Origin of the sequence: Paenibacillus sp. FSL R7-0302 (genome assembly GCF_038006885.1) — a bacterium.
Lineage (GTDB): Bacteria > Bacillota > Bacilli > Paenibacillales > Paenibacillaceae > Paenibacillus_AQ.
The window spans coordinates 3,774,836-3,794,229 of the sequence record NZ_JBBOWB010000001.1 but is presented as its reverse complement, the minus strand read 5'-3'; the positions used below and the strand labels follow the sequence as shown (position 1 = coordinate 3,794,229).

The window sequence follows — 19,394 nt, the reverse complement described above, 5'->3', positions numbered from 1 at the left end:
CTGATGGTACAAATACACAATACCACTGAACCAGCCTTGCAAGGGCTGGCTGGCGGTCCGCTCAAGGAATCCCGCCTGGCGCAATTATGGAAAGATATCAAGAAGAGCAAGCATTATTATTTCATGATGAGTCCCTATATGATCATCTTCTTCCTGTTCACAGTAATCCCGGTGGTCGTCTCCTTCGGGCTGAGCTTCTTCTACTTCAATATGCTGGAGACGCCGAGATTCATCGGCTGGGAGAACTATTCAAGGCTGCTGCTGGGCGATGATGTGTTCATGATCGCGCTGAAGAACACCTTTCTGTTCGCTGTGATCACAGGCCCGTTAAGCTATATCGCATGCTTCCTGTTCGCCTGGCTGATTAATGAGCTGTCGCCCTTTGTCCGGTCGCTGATGACGCTGGTCTTCTATGCGCCTTCGATCTCGGGCAATGTGTTCTTCATCTGGCTGATTGTCTTCTCGGGGGACAGCTATGGCTACCTCAACGGCTTCCTGATGAAGATCGGGGTGCTGCTGGAGCCGATTCAATGGCTGCAGAATGAGAAGTATATTCTCGCCATTGTCATTATCGTCCAGCTCTGGCTGAGTCTCGGCACAAGCTTCCTGGCGTTCATCGCCGGACTTCAGACCGTGGACCAGACGCTGTTCGAGGCGGGGGCGATGGACGGGATCAGGAACCGCTGGCAGGAGCTGTGGTTCATTACCCTGCCGTCCATGCGTCCGCAGCTGATGTTCGGTGCAGTCATGCAGATTACCGCCTCCTTCGCGGTGGCCGAGGTCTCTATTGCGCTTGCGGGCTTCCCGAGCGTTAACTATGCGGGACATACGGTGGTAACCCATCTGATGGATTACGGGACACTGCGCTTTGAGATGGGCTATGCCTCTGCGATTGCTACCATTCTCTTCGCGATTATGCTCGGAACTAATATGATGACCCAGAAGCTGCTTCGAAAGGTGGGTGAATGACCCTGTATTCAAGAGTGATAGGGGCCCTTCGCCCTCAAAAAAGACTGAACCGTTCCTTTGCTGTCAGCTTTATGCTCTTCGGCCTGCTGCTGGGCTTCGGCGCATTCATGGTTCTTCCGCTGATCTACACGGTGAACAATGCCTTCAAGCCGCTGGATGAGCTGTTCATCTTCCCGCCGAGATTCCTGGTGCGGAACCCGACGCTGGAGAACTTCACCGATCTGATGGTGATCATGGGCAATTCCTGGGTGCCGTTCACCAGATACATTGCGAATACACTGCTGATTACACTGGTAGGAACCGCAGGACATATCCTGCTGGCGTCAGCAGCGGCGTATCCGCTGGCCAAGTTCAAATTTCCGGGCTCAAGCATTCTGTTCAAAATTGTAGTGCTGTCCCTGATGTTCTCGCCGCATGTTACGGCGATCCCCAACTATCTGGTCATGTCGCAGCTGGGGTGGATCAATACCCAGGCGGCGATTATCGTGCCGTCACTGGCCTTTTCACTAGGTTTGTTCCTGATGAAGCAGTTCATGGAGCAGATCCCGGATGCGCTGATTGAGGCAGCCAAAATCGACGGTGCGAACGAGTACCGCGTGTTCTGGCAAATCGTAATGCCGAATGTGAAGCCGGCCTGGCTGACGCTGATGATCCTGCAATTTCCGGCGCTGTGGGGCACAGATGGAGGGAGCTTCATCTACAGTGAGAACCTGAAGACGCTTCACTACGCGCTCAGCCAGGTCATCCAGGGCGGGATTGCGCGTGCCGGGGTCGGAGCGGCAGTCGCACTGCTGCTGATGACTGTACCGATTCTGTTGTTCATTATTTCACAGAGCAGTGTCATCCAGACGATGGCCACATCCGGTATGAAAGAGTAGAGAGGAGGAACGGTGACAATGGTCGCAAGGATAAAGAAACTGAGAACCGGTCTGCTGGCCTTGTGCTGCCTGGTCAGTCTGGGGCTTGGCGGAGAGCTGGTCCTGGCAGAGAGCGCAGCCCCTTCCTACAATTATTCATACTGGGGGAATGCGGTGGCGGCTCCGTCCGCCTACGAGGCTACTACGCTCATCACGGGTGCCAGCTCCGGTGCGGGTTCCTTCAACAATCCGCAGGATATTCAGGTTACGGCGGATCAGCAGATCTATGTTCTGGATAGCGGAAATAACCGGTTTGTCATACTGGATAAGGATTACAAATCCGTCAAGACGGTAGACGCATTCCAGTTCAAGGGGAAGGCGGAGAAGTTCAACAATCCGCAGGGCATCTATGTGACGCAGCAGAAGGAAGTGTATGTCGCGGATACGGGTAATAAGCGTATCGTCCATCTCGACAGCAGCTTCAAGGCGGTGGGGATCATTGAAGCCCCGAAGTCCGAGCTATTGCAGGCGAACTTTGAATTTCAGCCTGTCCGTGTTGCTGTAGACAAGGCGGACCGCATCTATGTGATGTCTGCCGGCGTCTTCGACGGATTCATGGAATTCGGGGCGGATGGTGTGTTCAAATCGTTCATTGGTGCGAACCGGGTGCATGTCGATGCGGTGGAGTATTTCTGGAAATCGATCTCGACCAAGGCGCAGCGCGAGCAGATGGTGATGTATACGCCAACCGAGTTCACGAATCTGGACATTAATGATGAAGGCTTTCTGTACGCTACCAACGGTGACGATTACGGGGACCCGATCAAGAAGCTGAACGCGCAGGGGGCAGATATTCTGCGGAGAGAGGGTTATTACAAGCCCAGCGGTGATCTGCTCTACTCCACGCGCTCAGGGGGTGCCCCGCGGCTCGTGGATATCGATGTGAGCGACAGTGAAATATACGCGGTGCTGGATGCCAGCCGGGGCCGGGTGTTCACGTACAACGGGGACGGCTATCTGCTGTACATTTTCGGCGGAATCGGTAACCGTCTGGGCGAATTCAACACTCCGGTGGCCATTGAGCACAGCGGTGACGATATTCTGGTGCTGGATCAGGCGCTGGGTGAAATCACGGTATTCCAGACCACAGAGTATGGAAGAACGCTGAACAGTGCCGTGCGCAGCTACTATAACGGTGATGAGGAGATGGCCTCTCAGCAGTTCAGCAAGGTCGTCAACCTGAATGCCAATATGGAGTATGCCTATGCGGGCATAGGCAAGGCGTATCTGCGGCAGGGCGAGTACAAGGAGTCGGCGGAGTATTTCGAGCGCAGCATGGACCGGACCAACTATTCCAAAGCGTTCCTGCTCTACCGTAAGGAAGTGCTTCGCGGACATTTCTCCACCATTATGACGGCTCTGATCGCGCTGGTGGCCCTATGGCTGGGCCTGAGAATGTACCGGAAAATGAAGGCCAGAAAGAAGGTGGAGCTCCATTGAACAGAGAAGCGCTGCAACATCCGCTGTATGTGATGGTTCATCCGTTCAACGGGTACTGGGACCTCAAATATGAACGCAGTCAAAAAACCAGTCTGATCATCTCCTTCGGCATTCTCTTTATGCTGATTCTGACGAATGTTCTGGGCAATCAATATAGCGGGTTCCTGGTCAATATGAATAATCCGCGGTATCTGAACAGCCTGCTGGAAGCGGTCTATGTGCTGGTTCCTGTTCTGTTCTGGTGTGTGGCGAACTGGTCGCTTACCACGCTGATGGACGGGGAGGGGAAGTTCACGGAGATTTTTATTACCACCTGCTTCGCCCTGGTTCCGATTGTCCTGATTAATTTCCCCTGGATCTGGATCAGCAATTTCATTTCGGCCCAGGAGAGCTCTTTTTATTATTTTTTCAAAAACTTTGCCATCCTCTGGTCGGGACTGCTGCTGTATGTGGGCATTATGACCGTTCATCAGTTCTCCCCGTCCAAAACGATCGGGACGATTCTGCTGACGCTGCTCGCTATGGCCTTCATGGCCTTCCTGACCCTGCTGTTCTTCAGTCTGGTTCAGCAGATGATTGCATTCGTCTCGACCATATACCAAGAAATTGTCTTGAGGAGATAGGAGGAGGACCGGGAATGAGGAAGCCGTTAATTATGCTGCTCTCGATTCTCTTCAGTATGAGTGTGCTGGCCGGCTGTTCGGCGTCGAGCTCAGGCAGCCAGGCCAGCGGGCATGAACCGAATCTTGAAGTGTCCTTTACGGAAGGGAGCGCGCTGAAATCTGCCTTCACCGATACCGGGGTGAGCGGCATGACAGGGGTGCTCGAGAACGCGCAGCTCCGGCTGTTCATGGATGAAGCTACCGGAGGGATTGCCGTCAAGAATCTGTCGGACGGGACGGTCTGGTACAGCAATCCGCTGGACCGTGAAGCGGATGCCAAGGCCAGCGGGGATAATAAAGACCTGCTGTCCGCGCAGCTCAAGCTGGATTTCTATAACAACCTGGGTCAGGTCAGCTCTGTCAATTCATATACGGACAGCGTGGCCCATAAGCAAATGAAGCTGGAACTGACGCCGGAGGGCGTCAAGGTCTTCTACCAGTTCGGAACGACCGCCGCAACGGCGGAGGATCTGCCGATGAAGATGGGCAAGGAGCGGTTCGAGGAGAAGATCATGAGCAAGATGGATAAGACCGGGCAGCGGACGATGAAAATTGCCTACACCTTTGATGAGGAGAACGGAGTCTATACGCGAAACGATGAAGCGCTGAAGGGGCTTCAGCTGGAGCGGACCCTGAAGGGCTTCGAGAAGGCGGGGTACACAGAGGAAGATCTGCAGCAGGACATCGCCGAGAACAACCTCAGCCAGACCAAGCCTGCGCCGCGTATTTTCCAGCTCGCCATTGAATACGCCCTGGACGGGGATCAGCTGGTCGTCAAGGTTCCGGCAGCAGATATCCGCTATCCTGCGGATTATCCGGTGAATGACATCTCCCTGCTGAGCTTCCTGGGTGCCGGGGGGAGCAAGGATTCGGGGTCCATCCTGGTGCCGGACGGCTCAGGAGCGCTGATTCATTTCAATAACGGCAAGACCCGCTATCCCGCATACAAGCAGGCGGTATATGGTGTGGACGGGACGATGGAGACCACAGATGCCTATGCGCAGCAGCAGGAGGTCAAGCTGCCGGTGTTCGGCCTGATCCGGGAGGAAGGCGCAATGCTGGGCATTATTGAGCAAGGCGCGTCCTTGGCTACCATCAACGCGGATACCAGCGGCAGATTGAACGGATACAACTACGTGTATCCGAGCTTCACCCTGATTGCCAAGGGGGATCTTACCCTGACGTCAAGCGATCAGAACCGTACCCTGCCGAAATTCCAGCAGGAGCCGCCTAAGACAGATTATGTCGTCCGTTACGCGTTCTTGAGCGGAGCAGAGGCCTCTTATCCGGGCATGGCACGTTATTACCAGAGCTATCTGGCGGAGCATGGCGGACTGCCTGAGGCACAGCCGGCCGCTTCCGCAGAAGCTCCTGTGAATACGCCGTTCTATCTGGAGCTGGTAGGCGGAATCACGAAGACCAAGCATGTCCTGGGTATTCCGTATCAATCGCTGGAGGCATTGACCACCTTCGAAGAGGCCCAGAGTATTCTGGAGCAGATGAAGCAGCGCGGCATTGATAATATCAAGCTGAAATATGCCGGCTGGTTCAACCGGGGCCTCGATCACAAGGTGCCGGACCGGCTGTCTGTGGATCAGGCGGTCGGCGGCAGCAAGGGACTGAACCGGCTGGCTGCATACGCCAAAGAGCAAGACATTCAGCTCTTCCCTGATGTGGCTCTGCTCCGGGCGAACCAGACCTCCGGCTTCCGGATTAATCAGAAGGCTTCCCGGATGCTCAGTGAGATTCCGGCAGCTGTCTATCCGTACAATATGGCCTTGAACCGGCGGGACCGTTCCTTCACCCCGGCCTACATTATTTCGCCAAGCAGGGTCGGCGGATATGTCGATGCCACACTGAAGGAGATTGCGCCGTTTCAGACCGGGGGCATCTCGCTCAGGGATATGGCCGATCAATTGAACAGCGATTTCCGTAAAAATCAAGAAATTGACCGGTCTGCATCCGAGCAGATATCGGTCCAATCGCTGGAGAAGATCACCGGACAGTCCTTGCGCATTCTCGCGGATGGCGGGAATGCCTACGCCCTCCCGTATCTCTCTGACATTACGGATGCTCCGGTGTCCAGCAGCCGGTTCAAGCTGGAGGATGAGGAGATTCCGTTCTATCCGATGGTGGTGCGGGGATATGTGAATTACACCGGCAAGCCTTTTAACCTGTCCACGTTCACGAATCCAAGGCAGTATATCCTGAAGAGTCTGGAGTACGGCTCCGGTCTCTATTATGAATGGATGTATGCGCCTAATTACAAGGTGAAGGATACCGACTTCGATAACCTGTATGCGGTCAATTACGAGCAGTGGATTAACCAGGCGGCTGATATGTACACTGAAGTGAACACAGTGATGAAGAACGTTCAGAATCAGCGGCTGACAGGTCATGAGAAGCTGGCAGACGGTGTCTATAAAAGCACTTACGGTAACGGGATGTCTGTCATCGTCAACTACAATAAGACCGCAGTCCTTGCCGAAGGCCGGACGGTTGAGGCCGAAAGCTATATTACGGGTGGTGAGCAATCTTGAAATCCATACTTAGACTGGACCGCAGATCCTACAATGAGCAAAAGGCATTAATGGGCTTCTTCTATGTACTGCCCTGGCTTCTGGGGTTCATCTTCTTCTTCCTGATTCCGTTGTTGTCTTCGCTGCGCTACAGCTTAAGCTCGGTGCAGGCCAACTCCGACGGACTGATTGTTCATTTCAGCGGCTTCCAGAATTACGTTGAAGCGCTGACGGTGAATACCGAATTCAACCGCTCGCTGGCCGATGCCATGTTGAATATGGTCATCAATGTGCCGCTGATCGTCATCTTCAGCCTGTTCCTGGCGGTGCTGCTGAATCAGAAATTCATCGGCAGATCGCTGGCCCGCTCGATCTTCTTCCTGCCCGTCATTCTGGCCTCCGGGGTCATTCTGAGCCTGGAGAGCACCAGCCTGATTCAGGCGGTTAACGATCAGAATGCCGGAGCGGGAGCGATTCAGGGACTGGGCACCTTCGAGCTGGAGGGGCTGATGCTGGATGCGGGCTTAAGCGAATGGGTAGTGAACTATCTGACCAGCGCCGTGAGCCGCATCTATAGTATTGTAAGCCAGTCCGGCGTACAGATTCTGATTTTCCTGGCCGGCATCCAGACCATCTCGCCGCAGCTGTATGAGGCGTCCAAGATGGAAGGGGCAACCGGCTATGAGGCCTTCTGGAAAATCACTTTTCCCATGGTCAGCCCGCTCATTCTGGTGAATTCTATCTATACGATTATCGATTCCTTCTCGAATAACGCCATGACGGACCTGATCCGGGAGACCGGCTTCACCCAGTTCAACTTCGGTCTAAGCTCTGCGATGGCCTGGCTGTATTTCGCCGCAGTGGCCTTAATTCTGGCTGTCAGCAGCTATCTGATCTCGAAGAAGGTCTTCTACTATGATTAAAGGGAGGATGGGACTAATGCATGCGACCCGCTTACTGTCGCTCGAACGCTGGAAGAAATGGATATGGTCCTTCGTGCGGCTGACGCTCATTGCAGGCCTGTCGTTCGTGATCCTCTATCCGGTACTCCAGAAGATATCCACGGCCTTCAAGGCCAAGAGCGATCTGTATTCACCGATTGTCGTCTGGCTTCCCGAGAATTATACGCTCGACAATTTCGTCAAAGCGATTGGAATTATGGATTACTGGCAGGCCTTGCTGAATACCTTCACCCTGTCGGCGACGACTACAATCTTGACCGCCATCTCCTGCGCGCTTGCAGGGTATGGCTTCGCCCGGCTGAAGTTCAAAGGGAGCCAGCTGCTGTTCGCCGGGGTCATATTGACGATCCTGGTTCCGCCGATCACGATTCTGATTCCGGTCTACCTGAATTTGAAGGATTTCAGCCTGATGGGGCTGATTCCACTCCTGACCGGCAAATCGGTGAATCTGCTCAACACCTACTGGCCGTTTATTCTAACCTCTGCTACGGCGAATTCGCTGAAGGCGGGGCTGTACATTTTCATCTTCCGGCAGTTCTTCCGGGGGATTCCCAAAGAGGTGGAGGAAGCGGCTTATATCGACGGGGCCGGGGTAGGCAAGACCTTCTACCGGATTATGCTGCCTAACGCGATACCATCCATTGTTACGGTACTGCTCTTCTCGTTCGTGTGGCAATGGAACGACAGCTTCTTCACCACGACTTATCTGACATCCAGCAAGGTGATGGCGACCCAGCTCGGCTCGCTGCCGTATAATCTGGCGATTCTGCTGGAGGACGGGGCCAATTCCAAGGCTGATCCGTTCTACCTCAGCATGGTCCAGGATACAGGGATTCTGCTGGCGATCCTGCCGCTGATCATTATCTACCTGTTCGTGCAGCGGTATTTCGTGGAGAGTATTGAGCGTACCGGGATTGTGGGATAACCGTAGAAGGAGGATAACTGTGCGCCAAAATAACAGAACAAGCACTCCGGCCAGACTGGCCCGGAGTATAGTCTTCGCAGCCGCGCTTCTAGGGTTATCCGGCTGCTCCACTTCGGGCGGGGATGCAGCTCCGGCTGCTTCCCCGCCAGGGAATGTAGCGTCCTCCCCGGCAGCCTCACCCGCCGGGACTCCGGCACCTGCCGCCACAGCTTCGCCTGAAGCTGCGGCGGAAGCTCCGGTGCAGCAGGAGGCTCCGCCGCTGGCGGCAGCCTATGCGGATTACTTCCCCATAGGCGCTGCGGTGGAGCCGGACCAGACAGAAGGGGCCACGGCAGAGCTGCTGAAGCGGCATGTGAACTGGCTCGTGGCCGAGAATGCCATGAAGCCGGATGCAATTGCACCGGCTGAGGGCACCTTCACCTGGGAACGGGCCGACCGGATCGTCGCCTTCGCCAAGGCGAACGGCATGGGGCTGCGCTTCCACACCCTGGTGTGGCACAACCAGACGCCGGAGTGGTTCTTCCGGGATGAAGCCGGCCGGGCGATGGTGGATGAGACCGATGCGGCGAGGCGCGAAGCGAACAAGAAGCTGCTGCTGAAGCGTCTGGACGGCTATGTCACTGCCGTGGTCGGCAGGTATAAGGAGGACATCTCCTCCTGGGATGTAGTGAATGAGGTGATTGAGCCGAATGACCCGGATGGTATGCGGGCGAGCGACTGGTACAAGCTTACCGGTACCGGATTCATCGAGACCGCCTTCCGGGCGGCCCGCAAGGCTGGAGGACCGGAGCTTAAGCTGTACATCAATGATTACGGCACAGACAACCCGGAGAAGCGGGACCGGCTCTACGAGCTGGTGAAGGACATGCTGGCGAAGGGAGTGCCGATTGACGGGGTTGGCCACCAGACCCATATTAATCTGGAGTATCCTTCGGTGGAGAGCATTATCGAGTCCATGGAGAAGTTCCATGCTCTGGGCCTGGATAATCAGATCACCGAGCTGGATATGAGCCTGTATGTCTATAACGATCTCAGTGATGTCGGACCCGTGGTTCCCGAAGACATCCTGCAGCGGCAGGCCGCGCGGTACGGCGAGCTATTCGCTGCGTTAAGAGACCGGAAGGAGCTGCTAAGCGGGGTCATGTTCTGGGGCATTGCGGATGATCATACCTGGCTGAGCACGTTCCCGGCCGAGCGGACCGAGGCCCCGATGCTGTTCGACAGGCAGCATCAGCCCAAACCGGCCTTCCGAGCGGTCACCGATTTTTAAATGGTAAAGAACGGGTAAGCCAAACAAGAATTGCACCTTACAATTTCATTATTTTTGCCGGGATAATATAATATTCCGGTATTCATAATCTTGCAAAGTGAGGTTGCAACTGGTGCCCAAAACAATCAAGAACACGATGGCCTGGACTGTCACAGCATGCATGGCCGTACAACTGTTGACCGCTTGTGAGAGGAGCGATAGCCTTGCGGAGCGTTCTCCGGTCCCTGAGGGACAGCCGGGGAGCGCTTCGTTATATGAAGAGCCGGGTCTAAGCAAATATGATCCGGCCATCCAGCTGTCGTTCGTACGTGAGAACAACGATGCGCTGGAAGAAATACTGAAGGAATTGCCGGGAGAGACGCTGGAGCATAACCGCTGGACCGAGCTGTATGAAGAGGTGCTCGGCATTAAGATCACCTATGATTGGACGGAGTGGAGCTCCATCTACTCCCGCAAGCTGGGGGTATCTCTGGCCTCCGGGGATATCCCAGATATTGTGCGGGTGAATGCTTCGCAGCTCAGGGTGCTGAGCAATGCAGGGCTGATCCAGGACCTGAGCGAAGTCTATGACAAGTATGCAACCCCGTTAACCCGCAAGGTGCTGAGTGAGGAAGGAACGGGTCCGTTCGAGACGGTTACCCTTGACGGCAAGCTTATGGCGATCCCGGAGACCAATTCGTCCATTGAGGGCGCGATGTTCCTGTGGATTCGGACGGACTGGCTGGAGCGGCTCGGCCTGCAGCCGCCGCAGACGATGGCAGAGGTGCTGGCTATTTCGAAAGCGTTTACGCAGCAAGATCCTGACGGTAACGGCAAGCATGATACCTATGGCCTTGCGGCAACCAAATATCTGTGGGACCCGGTCATGGGACTTACGGGGTTCATGGCCGGTTATGGTGCGTATCCCGGAATCTGGATTAAGGACAAGACCGGCAAGCTGGTCTATGGAGGGATCCAGCCGGAGGTCAAGCATGCCCTGCAGGTGCTTCAGGACTTGTACCGGACGGGGCAGATTGACAGGGAGTTCGCCTTCAAGGACGGGGTCAAGGCCAGCGACTGGATTGAGCATGAGCAGGTCGGCATGATGTACGGGGAGCAGTGGGGCTCCTTCCTCGCGCAGTCCAGCCGTGAGCATAATCCGCAGGCCGAGTGGCAAGCCTTCCCGCTGGTCTCGGAGTCGGGGGCCGCGCCGAAGGTGCCGCTTCCGTTCAGCACTAACCAGTTCCTGGCGGTCAAGCAAGGCGTCCAGCATCCAGAGGCGCTGATTAAGCTGATTAACCTGCATCTGGAGAAGAATTGGGGGGCTACGAGTGAGGTGGAGCGGTACTATAACGCTCCGCAGGCGGTGTGGAAGCTGTCGCCGGTGACACCGTTTCCGGTGCAGAAGAACCTGGAGGCCTTCCGGGAGCTGGAGACCTTCCGGCGCACCGGCGATGCCTCCGTGCTTCAGGATGAAGCGAAGACGATCCAGAAGCGGATTGCCGCTTACGAGGCCGGAGGTGCGGACAGCGAGACAGGCTGGGGCTGGGAGCGGACGTACGGGCCTTCGGGTGCTTTTTCTATCCTGGACGGGTATGAACGTAAATCTCAGCTGCTCTATGAGAGCTTCGTCGGCGCACCTACAGAGACGATGATCGAGAAGCAGAATATTCTAAATAATCTTCAGATTGATGCCTTTCTTGATATCATTCAAGGCAGACCGCTCAGCGAGTTCGATGATTTCGTGGCCCAGTGGAACAAGCTGGGCGGCGAGCAGATTACGGCTGAGGTTAACGACTGGTATGCAGAGAAGGGCGGGAGCGGCAAATGATCGGACATGAGCAGAGGAGTGGAGGCGGTGCAAGTGCTTAAGTTTCCTGCGGTGTCGATGCGCCACACTATTTTTATCCGGATGGTTGTCACTTATCTCGCTATTATTCTGCCGATTCTGCTGCTTGGACTCTACCTCTACAACTGGAGCTACAGGAATGCAAGCCAGGACCTGTCCAGAGCGACCCTGTCGCAGCTAACCTATTATCTGGAGGACCTGAACCGCGAGGTGGAGTGGATGGAGATCCAGCAGTATGATCTTGCCCAGGATACCGAGCTGAACAAGATTGCCGTGACCTGGAATTACATGGACGATGTTCAAAAGCGGGAGAGCCTGAACTACATCACGCAGCGGCTCACCTCCCTGAAGAACAGCAGCGCCTACATCGGCGATGTGTTCGTTCATATCCGTACCATTAACAAAACGCTGTCCGCGATGAACGGCATCGATGATTTTGACAGCAGCAAGTTCAATTTCTTCCGGTCCGTCGATCTCAGAAAAGAAGGCCGGCTGATCAACTGGAACAACTTTCTGGAGCTAAGCGTTACCCAATCCAGCGGCAGGAGGAATGAGCCTCCGCTGTTCATCGTTCAGATCGAGCTGGACAACGAGAAGCTGAAGGATTCGCTCCGGGCGATCAACGCGTACGAGGAGAGCGGCTCGCTGCTGGTCTCGCGGCTGACGGATTATGCGCTCGGTACAGAGAACAGCTCCCCGGAGCTGATTGAGAGCTATCACCGGGCGATCGATGAGGGGAATCTGTACAACTGGGAGCTGGACGGAATACGGTATCATATTGACAGCTTCACCTCGGACAAGCTGGGGATGGCTGTGGCCACTTATTTGCCGGAGAAGGCGGTCAAGCGGCCGCTGACCAAGTTCGTGGTCTGGGCCTGGCTGTTCGCGGCGGCGTCCTTCCTGGCGGTGCTGATCTATTCCTACGCGACCTATAAGTTCGTCCAGAAGCCGCTGCTTGTGCTGATCCGCAGCTTCAAGCGGATGGAGAGCGGCTCGCTTGATATTCAGATTGACCATGGCCGCAAGGATGAATTCGGCTATCTGTATCTCCGGTTCAACCAGATGCTCAGCCGGCTGCGGATGCTGATTGACCAGGATTACACCCAGAAGCTGATGATGCAGCGGGCGGAGCTGAAGCAGCTCCAGTCGCAGATCAACCCGCATTTCCTCTATAACAGCTTCTTCATTCTCAGCGCCCTGGCGAAGCAGGGGGACAGCTCCCGGATTGAGGAATTCTCCGGCATGCTGGGCGAATATTTCCGGTTCATCACCCGTAACGGAGAGGATAATGTCCGGCTTGCGGAGGAGACGCGCCATTCCCGGATGTATACGGAGATCCAGAAGATGCGCTTCTCCAGGCGCATTCAAGTGCAGTTCGATGACCTGCCGGAAGCGATGGAGGAACTGCGGGTTCCGCGTCTGATTCTCCAGCCGATTATCGAGAATGCCTATGAGCATTGTCTGGAGAAGCAGGCGGAGGATGGGGAGCTGCGGGTTTCTTTTGAACAGGAGGAACGGGAGATTCGCATTATTGTTGAGGATAACGGAAGCGGGCTGACCGATGAACGGATCGAGACCCTGAGAAGGCGGCTGAATCAGAACGGCGGAACGCATGAAGTTACCGGCATGAGCAATATTCACCGGCGTATCCAATTAATCTACGGGGAAGGCAGCGGCCTGTTCCTGGACAGAAGCATGTTAAGCGGCCTCCGGGTCGAGATCCGGATTAGGCTGACGGGAGGTGAAGGTCTTGTACAGACTATTGATCGTTGATGATGAAGAGATAATAACAGACGGCTTATACGAGGCGTTCAACCAGCTGCTTCCGGACAAGCTTGATGTCTACAAGGTCTATTCGGCCAAAGCGGCCCTGGAGTGGCTCTCGCGCACCCGGATCGATATTGTGCTGACCGATATCCGCATGCCCGGCATGAGCGGGCTGGAGATGTCTGAGCAAATCCGGGAGTTCTGGCCGCGGTCGCGGATTGTTTTTCTGACCGGCTACAGCGAATTCGATTACGCCTATAGTGCGCTGCAGCTTCCCGGGGCCCGTTATCTGCTGAAGACGGAGGGCTTCGACAAGATTATTGAGACGGTGCAGGAGGTGCTGCAGGAGATTGAGCAGGGCAATATGCTGAGCGAGCTGCTGGAGCAGTCCAGGGAGCAGCGCGATTCCATGGAGACGGCGGCGCAGGGCGATTATCTCCGCCATCTGCTTCAGGACAGCCAGGCCTTGTGTAAGGATACGGATGCGTTACGTGCAGACTTCAGCAAGCTGGGTATCAGCCTTAATGCTGATACCCCGGTCATGCTCGTTCTTGGACGGCTTACCTACCCGGAGGGCATCTCTTACATGGACCGGCGTGAGCTTCTGACCTCTTCCCGGCTGATCTGGAATTCCCATCTGGCGGAGATGACCCGGCATGCCTGGGTGCTTGACAGGCACGGGGATCTCCTGTGGCTGCTGCAGCCCCTGCATAATGCCGGGGCTGCCTTCGGCGTGAATTTTGCGCGGTATCTGGAGGGGACGCTGGAGATGATCCAGGAGTCCTGCCGGCAGACGCTGGGCCTGCCGGTTGCTTTTACGGTCAGTGGCTCGGCCTGTGCCTGGACAGAGACCGGACGCCATTACGAGCGGCTTCACCGGCTGCAGCAGATGAAGATCGGGGACGGCATCTCCATGGTGCAGATTGACCGCAGCGGTCCGCCGGAGCCTGACGCAGTCCGTGAGACTGGGGTCCGGCTCCACCAGCGGGTGGAGAATCTTGCGGCCCATCTGGATGCCGGACGGCGGGAGCGGTTCGCTGAGACGCTGGAGGAGATCCGGGAAGGCATTCATTCGGGCGTCTCCGTGGAAGAAGCCGCCGAGCTGTATTATACAGTTGCCCTTGTGCTGCTGTCCCATATGAACCGCTCGGAGCTCTACAGCCTTGTCAATGAATATGGCAAGCTGATGCGGCTGGATGAGCATTCGTCCCTGGGGGAGGGCATCTATTATCTGGAGAGGCTGGCCTCAGATCTCTTCGAGCGGAGAAGCACAGCCGAGAAGGAACGCTCCTCGGAGGTTATTGAACGGATCTGCGATTATATCCATAGCCATTTGGGCGAAGACCTGTCTCTGGTGCGGCTGGCCGAGCTGCATTATTTCAATCCGTCGTACCTGTCCCGCTTCTTCAAGCAGGAGCAGGGCATTAACCTGTCTGAGTACATTGATCAATGCCGGGCTATCAAGGCGAAGGAGCTGCTGGGAAATGAAACGCTCAAGATCCGCGATGTAGCGCTGTATGTCGGTTATGAGGCCCACCATTCCTTCACCCGGTTCTTCAAAAAAATGACGGGAATGACCCCCCAGGAATACAGGGAGTCTCTGCATGTAAATTTATAATCTGAGTCTATCAACTATAATTTGTAAGTCTATCAACTATAATCACACAGGTTTCAGCCCGTCTCCCCGCAGAGTACAATTCAGATGTATTCGCTTTCATTGAGACGGCATCTGCCGATTACACGTTCATGAGAAGGAGATGGGTATCTGTGAGAAAAAGGAAGTTAAGCTTATCCATGAAGCTGCTGGTGATGCTGGCCCTGCTGCTGACGCCGATGCAGTCCGGCGGCGGCACTGCAAACGCTTGGGAGGGTTCGCCTGTTCCCAAGCTGCATGTAAGCGGCAATCAGCTGGTGAACAGCAGCGGGCAGCCTGTGCTGCTAAGCGGCTGGCATCAGCCTACCGGGGCTTACTGGACGTATCAGAACAGCAATTATTACCTGAACCGCAACGGCGGGAACCGGCATAAGGCTACTCTGGAGTACCTGAAGGAGATCACGGATACCTTCACCAGCACCTCCGGCAAATACGGCAACAGCCACGGCTGGTACTCGAATCAGGTCCGCCTGTTCATCGACCGGGAGGATATGGGCGATGTCGCAGCAGGAACGTATAACTTCGCGGGCCTTCAGGCAGCTACCCAGAATCTGATCATTCCCTATGTGGAGTATGCGAAGACTAAGGGGCTGTATGTCACGCTGGGGCTGGACTTCACCCTGCTGGACAATAAGGCGACCACCCAGGCCAATCTGGACAAGTTCAATCAGATCTGGGGTTACCTGGCCTCCCAGCCGGGACTCAAGAGCGCGGATAATGTCATGTTCGAGCTGGTCAACGAGCCGGTGCTGAGCGATGTGAACGGACAATGGGGCGGCAATCCCTCCCAGCCTAACTTCGCAGCGTTCTGGAATTCGCTGAAGAACTTCCAGAACTCCATGATCTCCACGATCCGCAGCAAGGGCGCGGATAATGTGATCTGGGCTTCCGGACTCGGCTGGGATCAGCACTATCAGCTGACGGCATCCAGTCCGCTGACCGATCCGCTGAACAATTACGGCTATGCCGTACACTGGTATCCGGGCTACGGCGCTTATGACAATTACAACTCGCTCCAGCAGATCTGGGATAGCAGCATCAAGCCTGCTGCCGATGCTTACCCGATCAATATTACGGAAACGACCTGGTTCAAGAACCAGCCAGGCGACTCCTCGTATTGGGATCTGTTCAACGGTACGAACGCAGGCTTCGGCAAGAATACCAAAGCGATCTTCACCGCCGCCGGCAATGTCAGCATTGCCGTCCATATGAACGGCTTCCTGCTCAATCCCGGGCCCAAAAGCTCCTTCGCCGATCCCGACGGCGGGCTGCTCTATGACGGCAACGCCACCCGGGACGGCATGGCGCGCTTTATCTTCGAATGGTACTACGAGCGGGCACAGTTCAACCCCTGGAACGGGGTGTGGAACGGGGTCACCAACAATGCGAAGTATAAGCTGATCAACCGGGCGTCCGGCAAAGCGATTGACGTTCCGAACGGGCAGAATACGAACGCCCTTCAGCTCCAGCAGTGGCCGGAGAACACCGCGCTGGCTCAGCAATGGACGGTTACGGATATGGGTACGTACAATAATATTTACCGGCTGCGCAGCGTGAATTCTTCCGACAATAAGGTGATGGATGTGCGTAACGGCACGAAGAATAACGGCGAAGCCATCCAGCTGATGCAGGATTTGAACAACACCGCCCAGCAGTTCCGGCTCATCAAGCTAAGCAATGGCTACTGGAGCATTCTTAATGTGAACAGTAACAAGGCAGTCGAAGTCACAGGAGCCTCCACCGCAGACGGCGCGAAGCTCCAGCAGTACCTCTACCGCGGCGATCTCCACCAGCAGTGGAAGCTGGTTCAGGTTAACTAGGGGTTTATGGTAAGAGCCCCCTTCTCCATCTGCAGGGCAGTCCGGGACAGTACCGGATTGCCGCGCGGGGGGAAGGGGGCTTTTTTGAGCATGCGGGAGGTGCGAGTGCCGAATGTAGTCGCAAAACCGATTACATTGGGCAGGACGGAGGCGTGCGGGCGAAATGTAATCGGAAAACCGATTACATTCAGCGCTGCGGAGGCGTGCGGGCGAAATGTAATCGCAAAACCGATTACATTCGGCGCTGCGGAGGCATGCGGGCGAAATGTAATCGCAAAACCGATAACATCGGGCGTGTGTGTAGGCGAGCGGACGAAATGTAATCGCAAAACCGATTACATTCGGCGCTGCGGAGGCGCGTGGGCGAAATGTAATCGCAAAACCGATTACAATCGGCGCTGCGGAGGCGCGTGGGCGAAATGTAATCGGAAAACCGATTACATCGGGCGTGTGTGTAGGCGCGTGGGCGAAATGTAATCGAAAAACCGATTACATTCAGCGCTGCGGAGGCGAGCGGGCGAAATGTAATCGCAAAACCGATTACATTCAGCGCTGCGGAGGCATGTGGGCGAAATGTAATCGGAAAACCGATTACATTGGGCAGGACGGAGGCGCGTGGGCGAAATGTAATCGGAAAACCGATTACATTCAGCGCTGCGGAGGCGAGCGGGCGAAATGTAATCGGAAAACCGATTACATTCAGCGCTGCGGAGGCATGCGGGCGAAATGTAATCGCAAAACCGAATACAATGGGCGGGCGCAGGGCGTACGGGAGACGGATGTCGGAGGCTGGAGTGCCGGGCGGAAATGTGCGGAGGGAAACAATTGCCTTTTATACACTTGCTGATCAACGGAAGGCTTCTCCTACAGCAACGGTTGGAAAAACAACACTTACTCCCGCCCACTCCCGTCGAAGTTGCTGCATATGCGCCCACAAGCATCACAATCCGCATAAAACAAACCAAGCTCTTCATACCTTCGACTCTCTCACTCCTTATATAAGAAAAGCAACATTCATCCATATGAAAGCAACGTCAAGCTATAGATTACAAGGATTGGGTGTGATTAAATACATAAATAATACAGCATTTGCCCAGGGATCAATTCCTGTCATAATGCGAAAGGATGAATACAAATCATGGACAAACAGCAACAGCTTGGCTTAACCCCTCCGATGGGATGGAATTCGTGGAACACGTTTACTTGGGATATCAACGAGCAATTGATCCGGGAAGCGGCCGATACGCTGGTGGCGGACGGTTATAAGGATGCAGGGTACGAATACATTGTCATTGACGACTGCTGGAGCCTGAAGGAACGGGACAAGGATGGCAAGCTGGTGGCTGACCCGGTCAAGTTCCCGAACGGAATGAAGGCGGTTGCAGATTATATTCACTCTAAGGGACTGAAGTTCGGCATGTACTCTTGTGTGGGAACGCATACCTGCGCAGGGTATCCGGGCAGCTTCGAGCATGAATTTCAGGATGCCGCGTCGCTGGCGGAATGGGGCGTAGACTTCCTGAAGTATGACTACTGCTTCAAGCCGAGACATATGTCGGGCGAACTGCTGTACAAGCGGATGAGTCTCGCACTTAAGAACTGTGGAAGAGATATTCTTTTCTCCGCATGTAACTGGGGTGAGGATAATGTCTACCAGTGGATTCGTGAATCCGGCGCGCATATGTACCGTTCCACCGGCGACATTCAGGACAGCTGGGAATCGATCAAGACCCTCGCACTGTCGCAGCTGGATAAAGCCGCCTACACCGGGGCCTACTGCCACAATGATCTGGATATGCTCGTCGTGGGCATGTACGGGGGCAGCAACAGCGACTTCATCGGCAGCCAGATTGGCGGCTGCACGGATGTGGAGTACAAGACACACTTCTCGCTGTGGAGCCTGATGGGTTCTCCGCTGATGATCGGGAGTGACATCCGCAAGGCGAATGAAGCTACGAAGAACATTCTGCTTAACCCCGATCTGATTGCCATCAACCAGGATATCGAGGGCCGCGGAGCTTACCGCATTAAGCCTGAACCGCAGTGGTTCCATACCAACGAAGTGTTCATGCTGGTAAAAGTATTAGCAGACGGCGACCTGGCCATCGGGTTCTTCAATCTGAGTGATGGTCAAAGAGAGATGTCCCTGCAATTCTGGGATTTCGGGCTTCCGTATGCCTCCGGCAAATCGCTGTCGCTGTATGACTGCTGGGAGCACAAGGAGCTTGGGGTGTTCAGAGAACGGTTCGCTCCGGTTGTGCCAGCTCATGATTGTCTGATTGTACGGGCCAAGATCGTCTAATAGGCAGCCAAAAGATGAGCAGAACCTGCAGAAAATGCGGCGTCCCCTTAATGACCGATGATGTGGCGATTTACCTGAAGCTGGTCACCCGCAATGCCCAGGATTTCCTGTGTATCGACTGTCTTGGCGAGCAGCTGAAATGCGGCCGTGAGCCGATTGAGAAGCTGATCAAGTACTTCAGGGAATCGGGGAAATGTGTGCTGTTCCGTTAGTTGTACCCCTTGTATGACCCTCTATTGGCAGGCACCGGAAGACAGCAGCGGACAAGATGCTGCGGACCGTGTGCGTGCCGGTAGGGGGTTTTTCTCATATAGAGCAGGATGACTGAACTCAGGAATATCAGGTATAATTCAATTACT

15 protein-coding genes are annotated in these 19,394 nt (G+C 55.1%); 14 read left to right on the top strand and 1 reads right to left on the bottom strand.

Annotated features, from left to right (window positions below):
• Nucleotides 1-3 precede the first annotated feature (3 nt).
• The 12 genes from MKY96_RS16630 to MKY96_RS16575 all read left to right on the top strand — a co-directional run bounded on the left by MKY96_RS16630 (nt 4) and on the right by MKY96_RS16575 (nt 16,733).
• Entirely contained in the window at nt 4-969 is a 966-nt protein-coding gene (locus tag MKY96_RS16630) for a carbohydrate ABC transporter permease (RefSeq protein WP_209992410.1), read from the top strand.
• Nucleotides 966-1,847, top strand: coding sequence for a carbohydrate ABC transporter permease (locus MKY96_RS16625; protein WP_036724919.1), 882 nt, complete (start codon nt 966-968; stop codon nt 1,845-1,847). The genes MKY96_RS16630 and MKY96_RS16625 overlap by 4 nt, the downstream gene beginning before the upstream one ends.
• 18 nt (nt 1,848-1,865) lie before the next feature.
• A complete protein-coding gene (locus tag MKY96_RS16620) occupies nt 1,866-3,326 on the top strand; it encodes a hypothetical protein (RefSeq protein WP_340941735.1) in 1,461 nt (486 codons plus the stop codon).
• Nucleotides 3,323-3,949, top strand: coding sequence for a YIP1 family protein (locus MKY96_RS16615; protein ID WP_036724916.1), 627 nt, complete (start codon nt 3,323-3,325; stop codon nt 3,947-3,949). Before MKY96_RS16620 ends, MKY96_RS16615 begins: the two co-directional genes overlap by 4 nt.
• A gap of 14 nt (nt 3,950-3,963) precedes the next feature.
• Nucleotides 3,964-6,528, top strand: a complete 2,565-nt coding sequence (locus MKY96_RS16610) for a DUF5696 domain-containing protein (protein WP_340941734.1) — start codon at nt 3,964-3,966, stop codon at nt 6,526-6,528.
• Nucleotides 6,525-7,430 carry a carbohydrate ABC transporter permease gene (locus MKY96_RS16605; RefSeq protein ID WP_340941732.1) on the top strand — a complete coding sequence of 302 codons (906 nt, stop codon included), beginning with the start codon at nt 6,525-6,527 and terminating at the stop codon, nt 7,428-7,430. The genes MKY96_RS16610 and MKY96_RS16605 overlap by 4 nt, the downstream gene beginning before the upstream one ends.
• A 16-nt stretch (nt 7,431-7,446) precedes the next feature.
• Nucleotides 7,447-8,394 carry a carbohydrate ABC transporter permease gene (locus MKY96_RS16600; RefSeq protein WP_340941730.1) on the top strand — a complete coding sequence of 316 codons (948 nt, stop codon included), beginning with the start codon at nt 7,447-7,449 and terminating at the stop codon, nt 8,392-8,394.
• Between the two features lie 19 nt (nt 8,395-8,413).
• Nucleotides 8,414-9,664, top strand: coding sequence for an endo-1,4-beta-xylanase (locus MKY96_RS16595; RefSeq protein WP_340941729.1), 1,251 nt, complete (start codon nt 8,414-8,416; stop codon nt 9,662-9,664).
• A 160-nt stretch (nt 9,665-9,824) separates the two neighbouring features.
• Nucleotides 9,825-11,474, top strand: a complete 1,650-nt coding sequence (locus MKY96_RS16590) for an extracellular solute-binding protein (protein WP_340941728.1) — start codon at nt 9,825-9,827, stop codon at nt 11,472-11,474.
• A gap of 6 nt (nt 11,475-11,480) precedes the next feature.
• Complete coding sequence (locus MKY96_RS16585; protein WP_340941727.1) at nt 11,481-13,265, top strand: sensor histidine kinase; 1,785 nt, start codon at nt 11,481-11,483, stop codon at nt 13,263-13,265.
• On the top strand, nt 13,243-14,877 hold the full coding sequence (locus MKY96_RS16580; protein WP_340941725.1) for a response regulator: 1,635 nt from the start codon (nt 13,243-13,245) through the stop codon (nt 14,875-14,877). The genes MKY96_RS16585 and MKY96_RS16580 overlap by 23 nt, the downstream gene beginning before the upstream one ends.
• Before the next feature lie 149 nt (nt 14,878-15,026).
• The gene (locus MKY96_RS16575; protein WP_340941724.1) at nt 15,027-16,733 is read left to right on the top strand and encodes an RICIN domain-containing protein; all 1,707 of its coding nucleotides are present in this window, start codon (nt 15,027-15,029) and stop codon (nt 16,731-16,733) included.
• On the opposite strand, the gene MKY96_RS16570 is transcribed toward MKY96_RS16575, so the two are convergent.
• Nucleotides 16,730-17,062, bottom strand: coding sequence for a hypothetical protein (locus tag MKY96_RS16570; protein ID WP_340941723.1), 333 nt, complete (start codon nt 17,060-17,062; stop codon nt 16,730-16,732). The genes MKY96_RS16575 and MKY96_RS16570 overlap by 4 nt on opposite strands.
• Before the next feature lie 809 nt (nt 17,063-17,871).
• Here MKY96_RS16570 and MKY96_RS16565 point away from each other — a divergent pair.
• Both MKY96_RS16565 and MKY96_RS16560 read left to right on the top strand, forming a co-directional pair.
• Nucleotides 17,872-19,035, top strand: a complete 1,164-nt coding sequence (locus MKY96_RS16565) for a glycoside hydrolase family 27 protein (RefSeq protein ID WP_340941722.1) — start codon at nt 17,872-17,874, stop codon at nt 19,033-19,035.
• A 50-nt stretch (nt 19,036-19,085) separates the two neighbouring features.
• The gene (locus MKY96_RS16560; protein WP_340941721.1) at nt 19,086-19,247 is read left to right on the top strand and encodes a hypothetical protein; all 162 of its coding nucleotides are present in this window, start codon (nt 19,086-19,088) and stop codon (nt 19,245-19,247) included.
• The last annotated feature ends 147 nt before the right edge of the window (nt 19,248-19,394 follow it).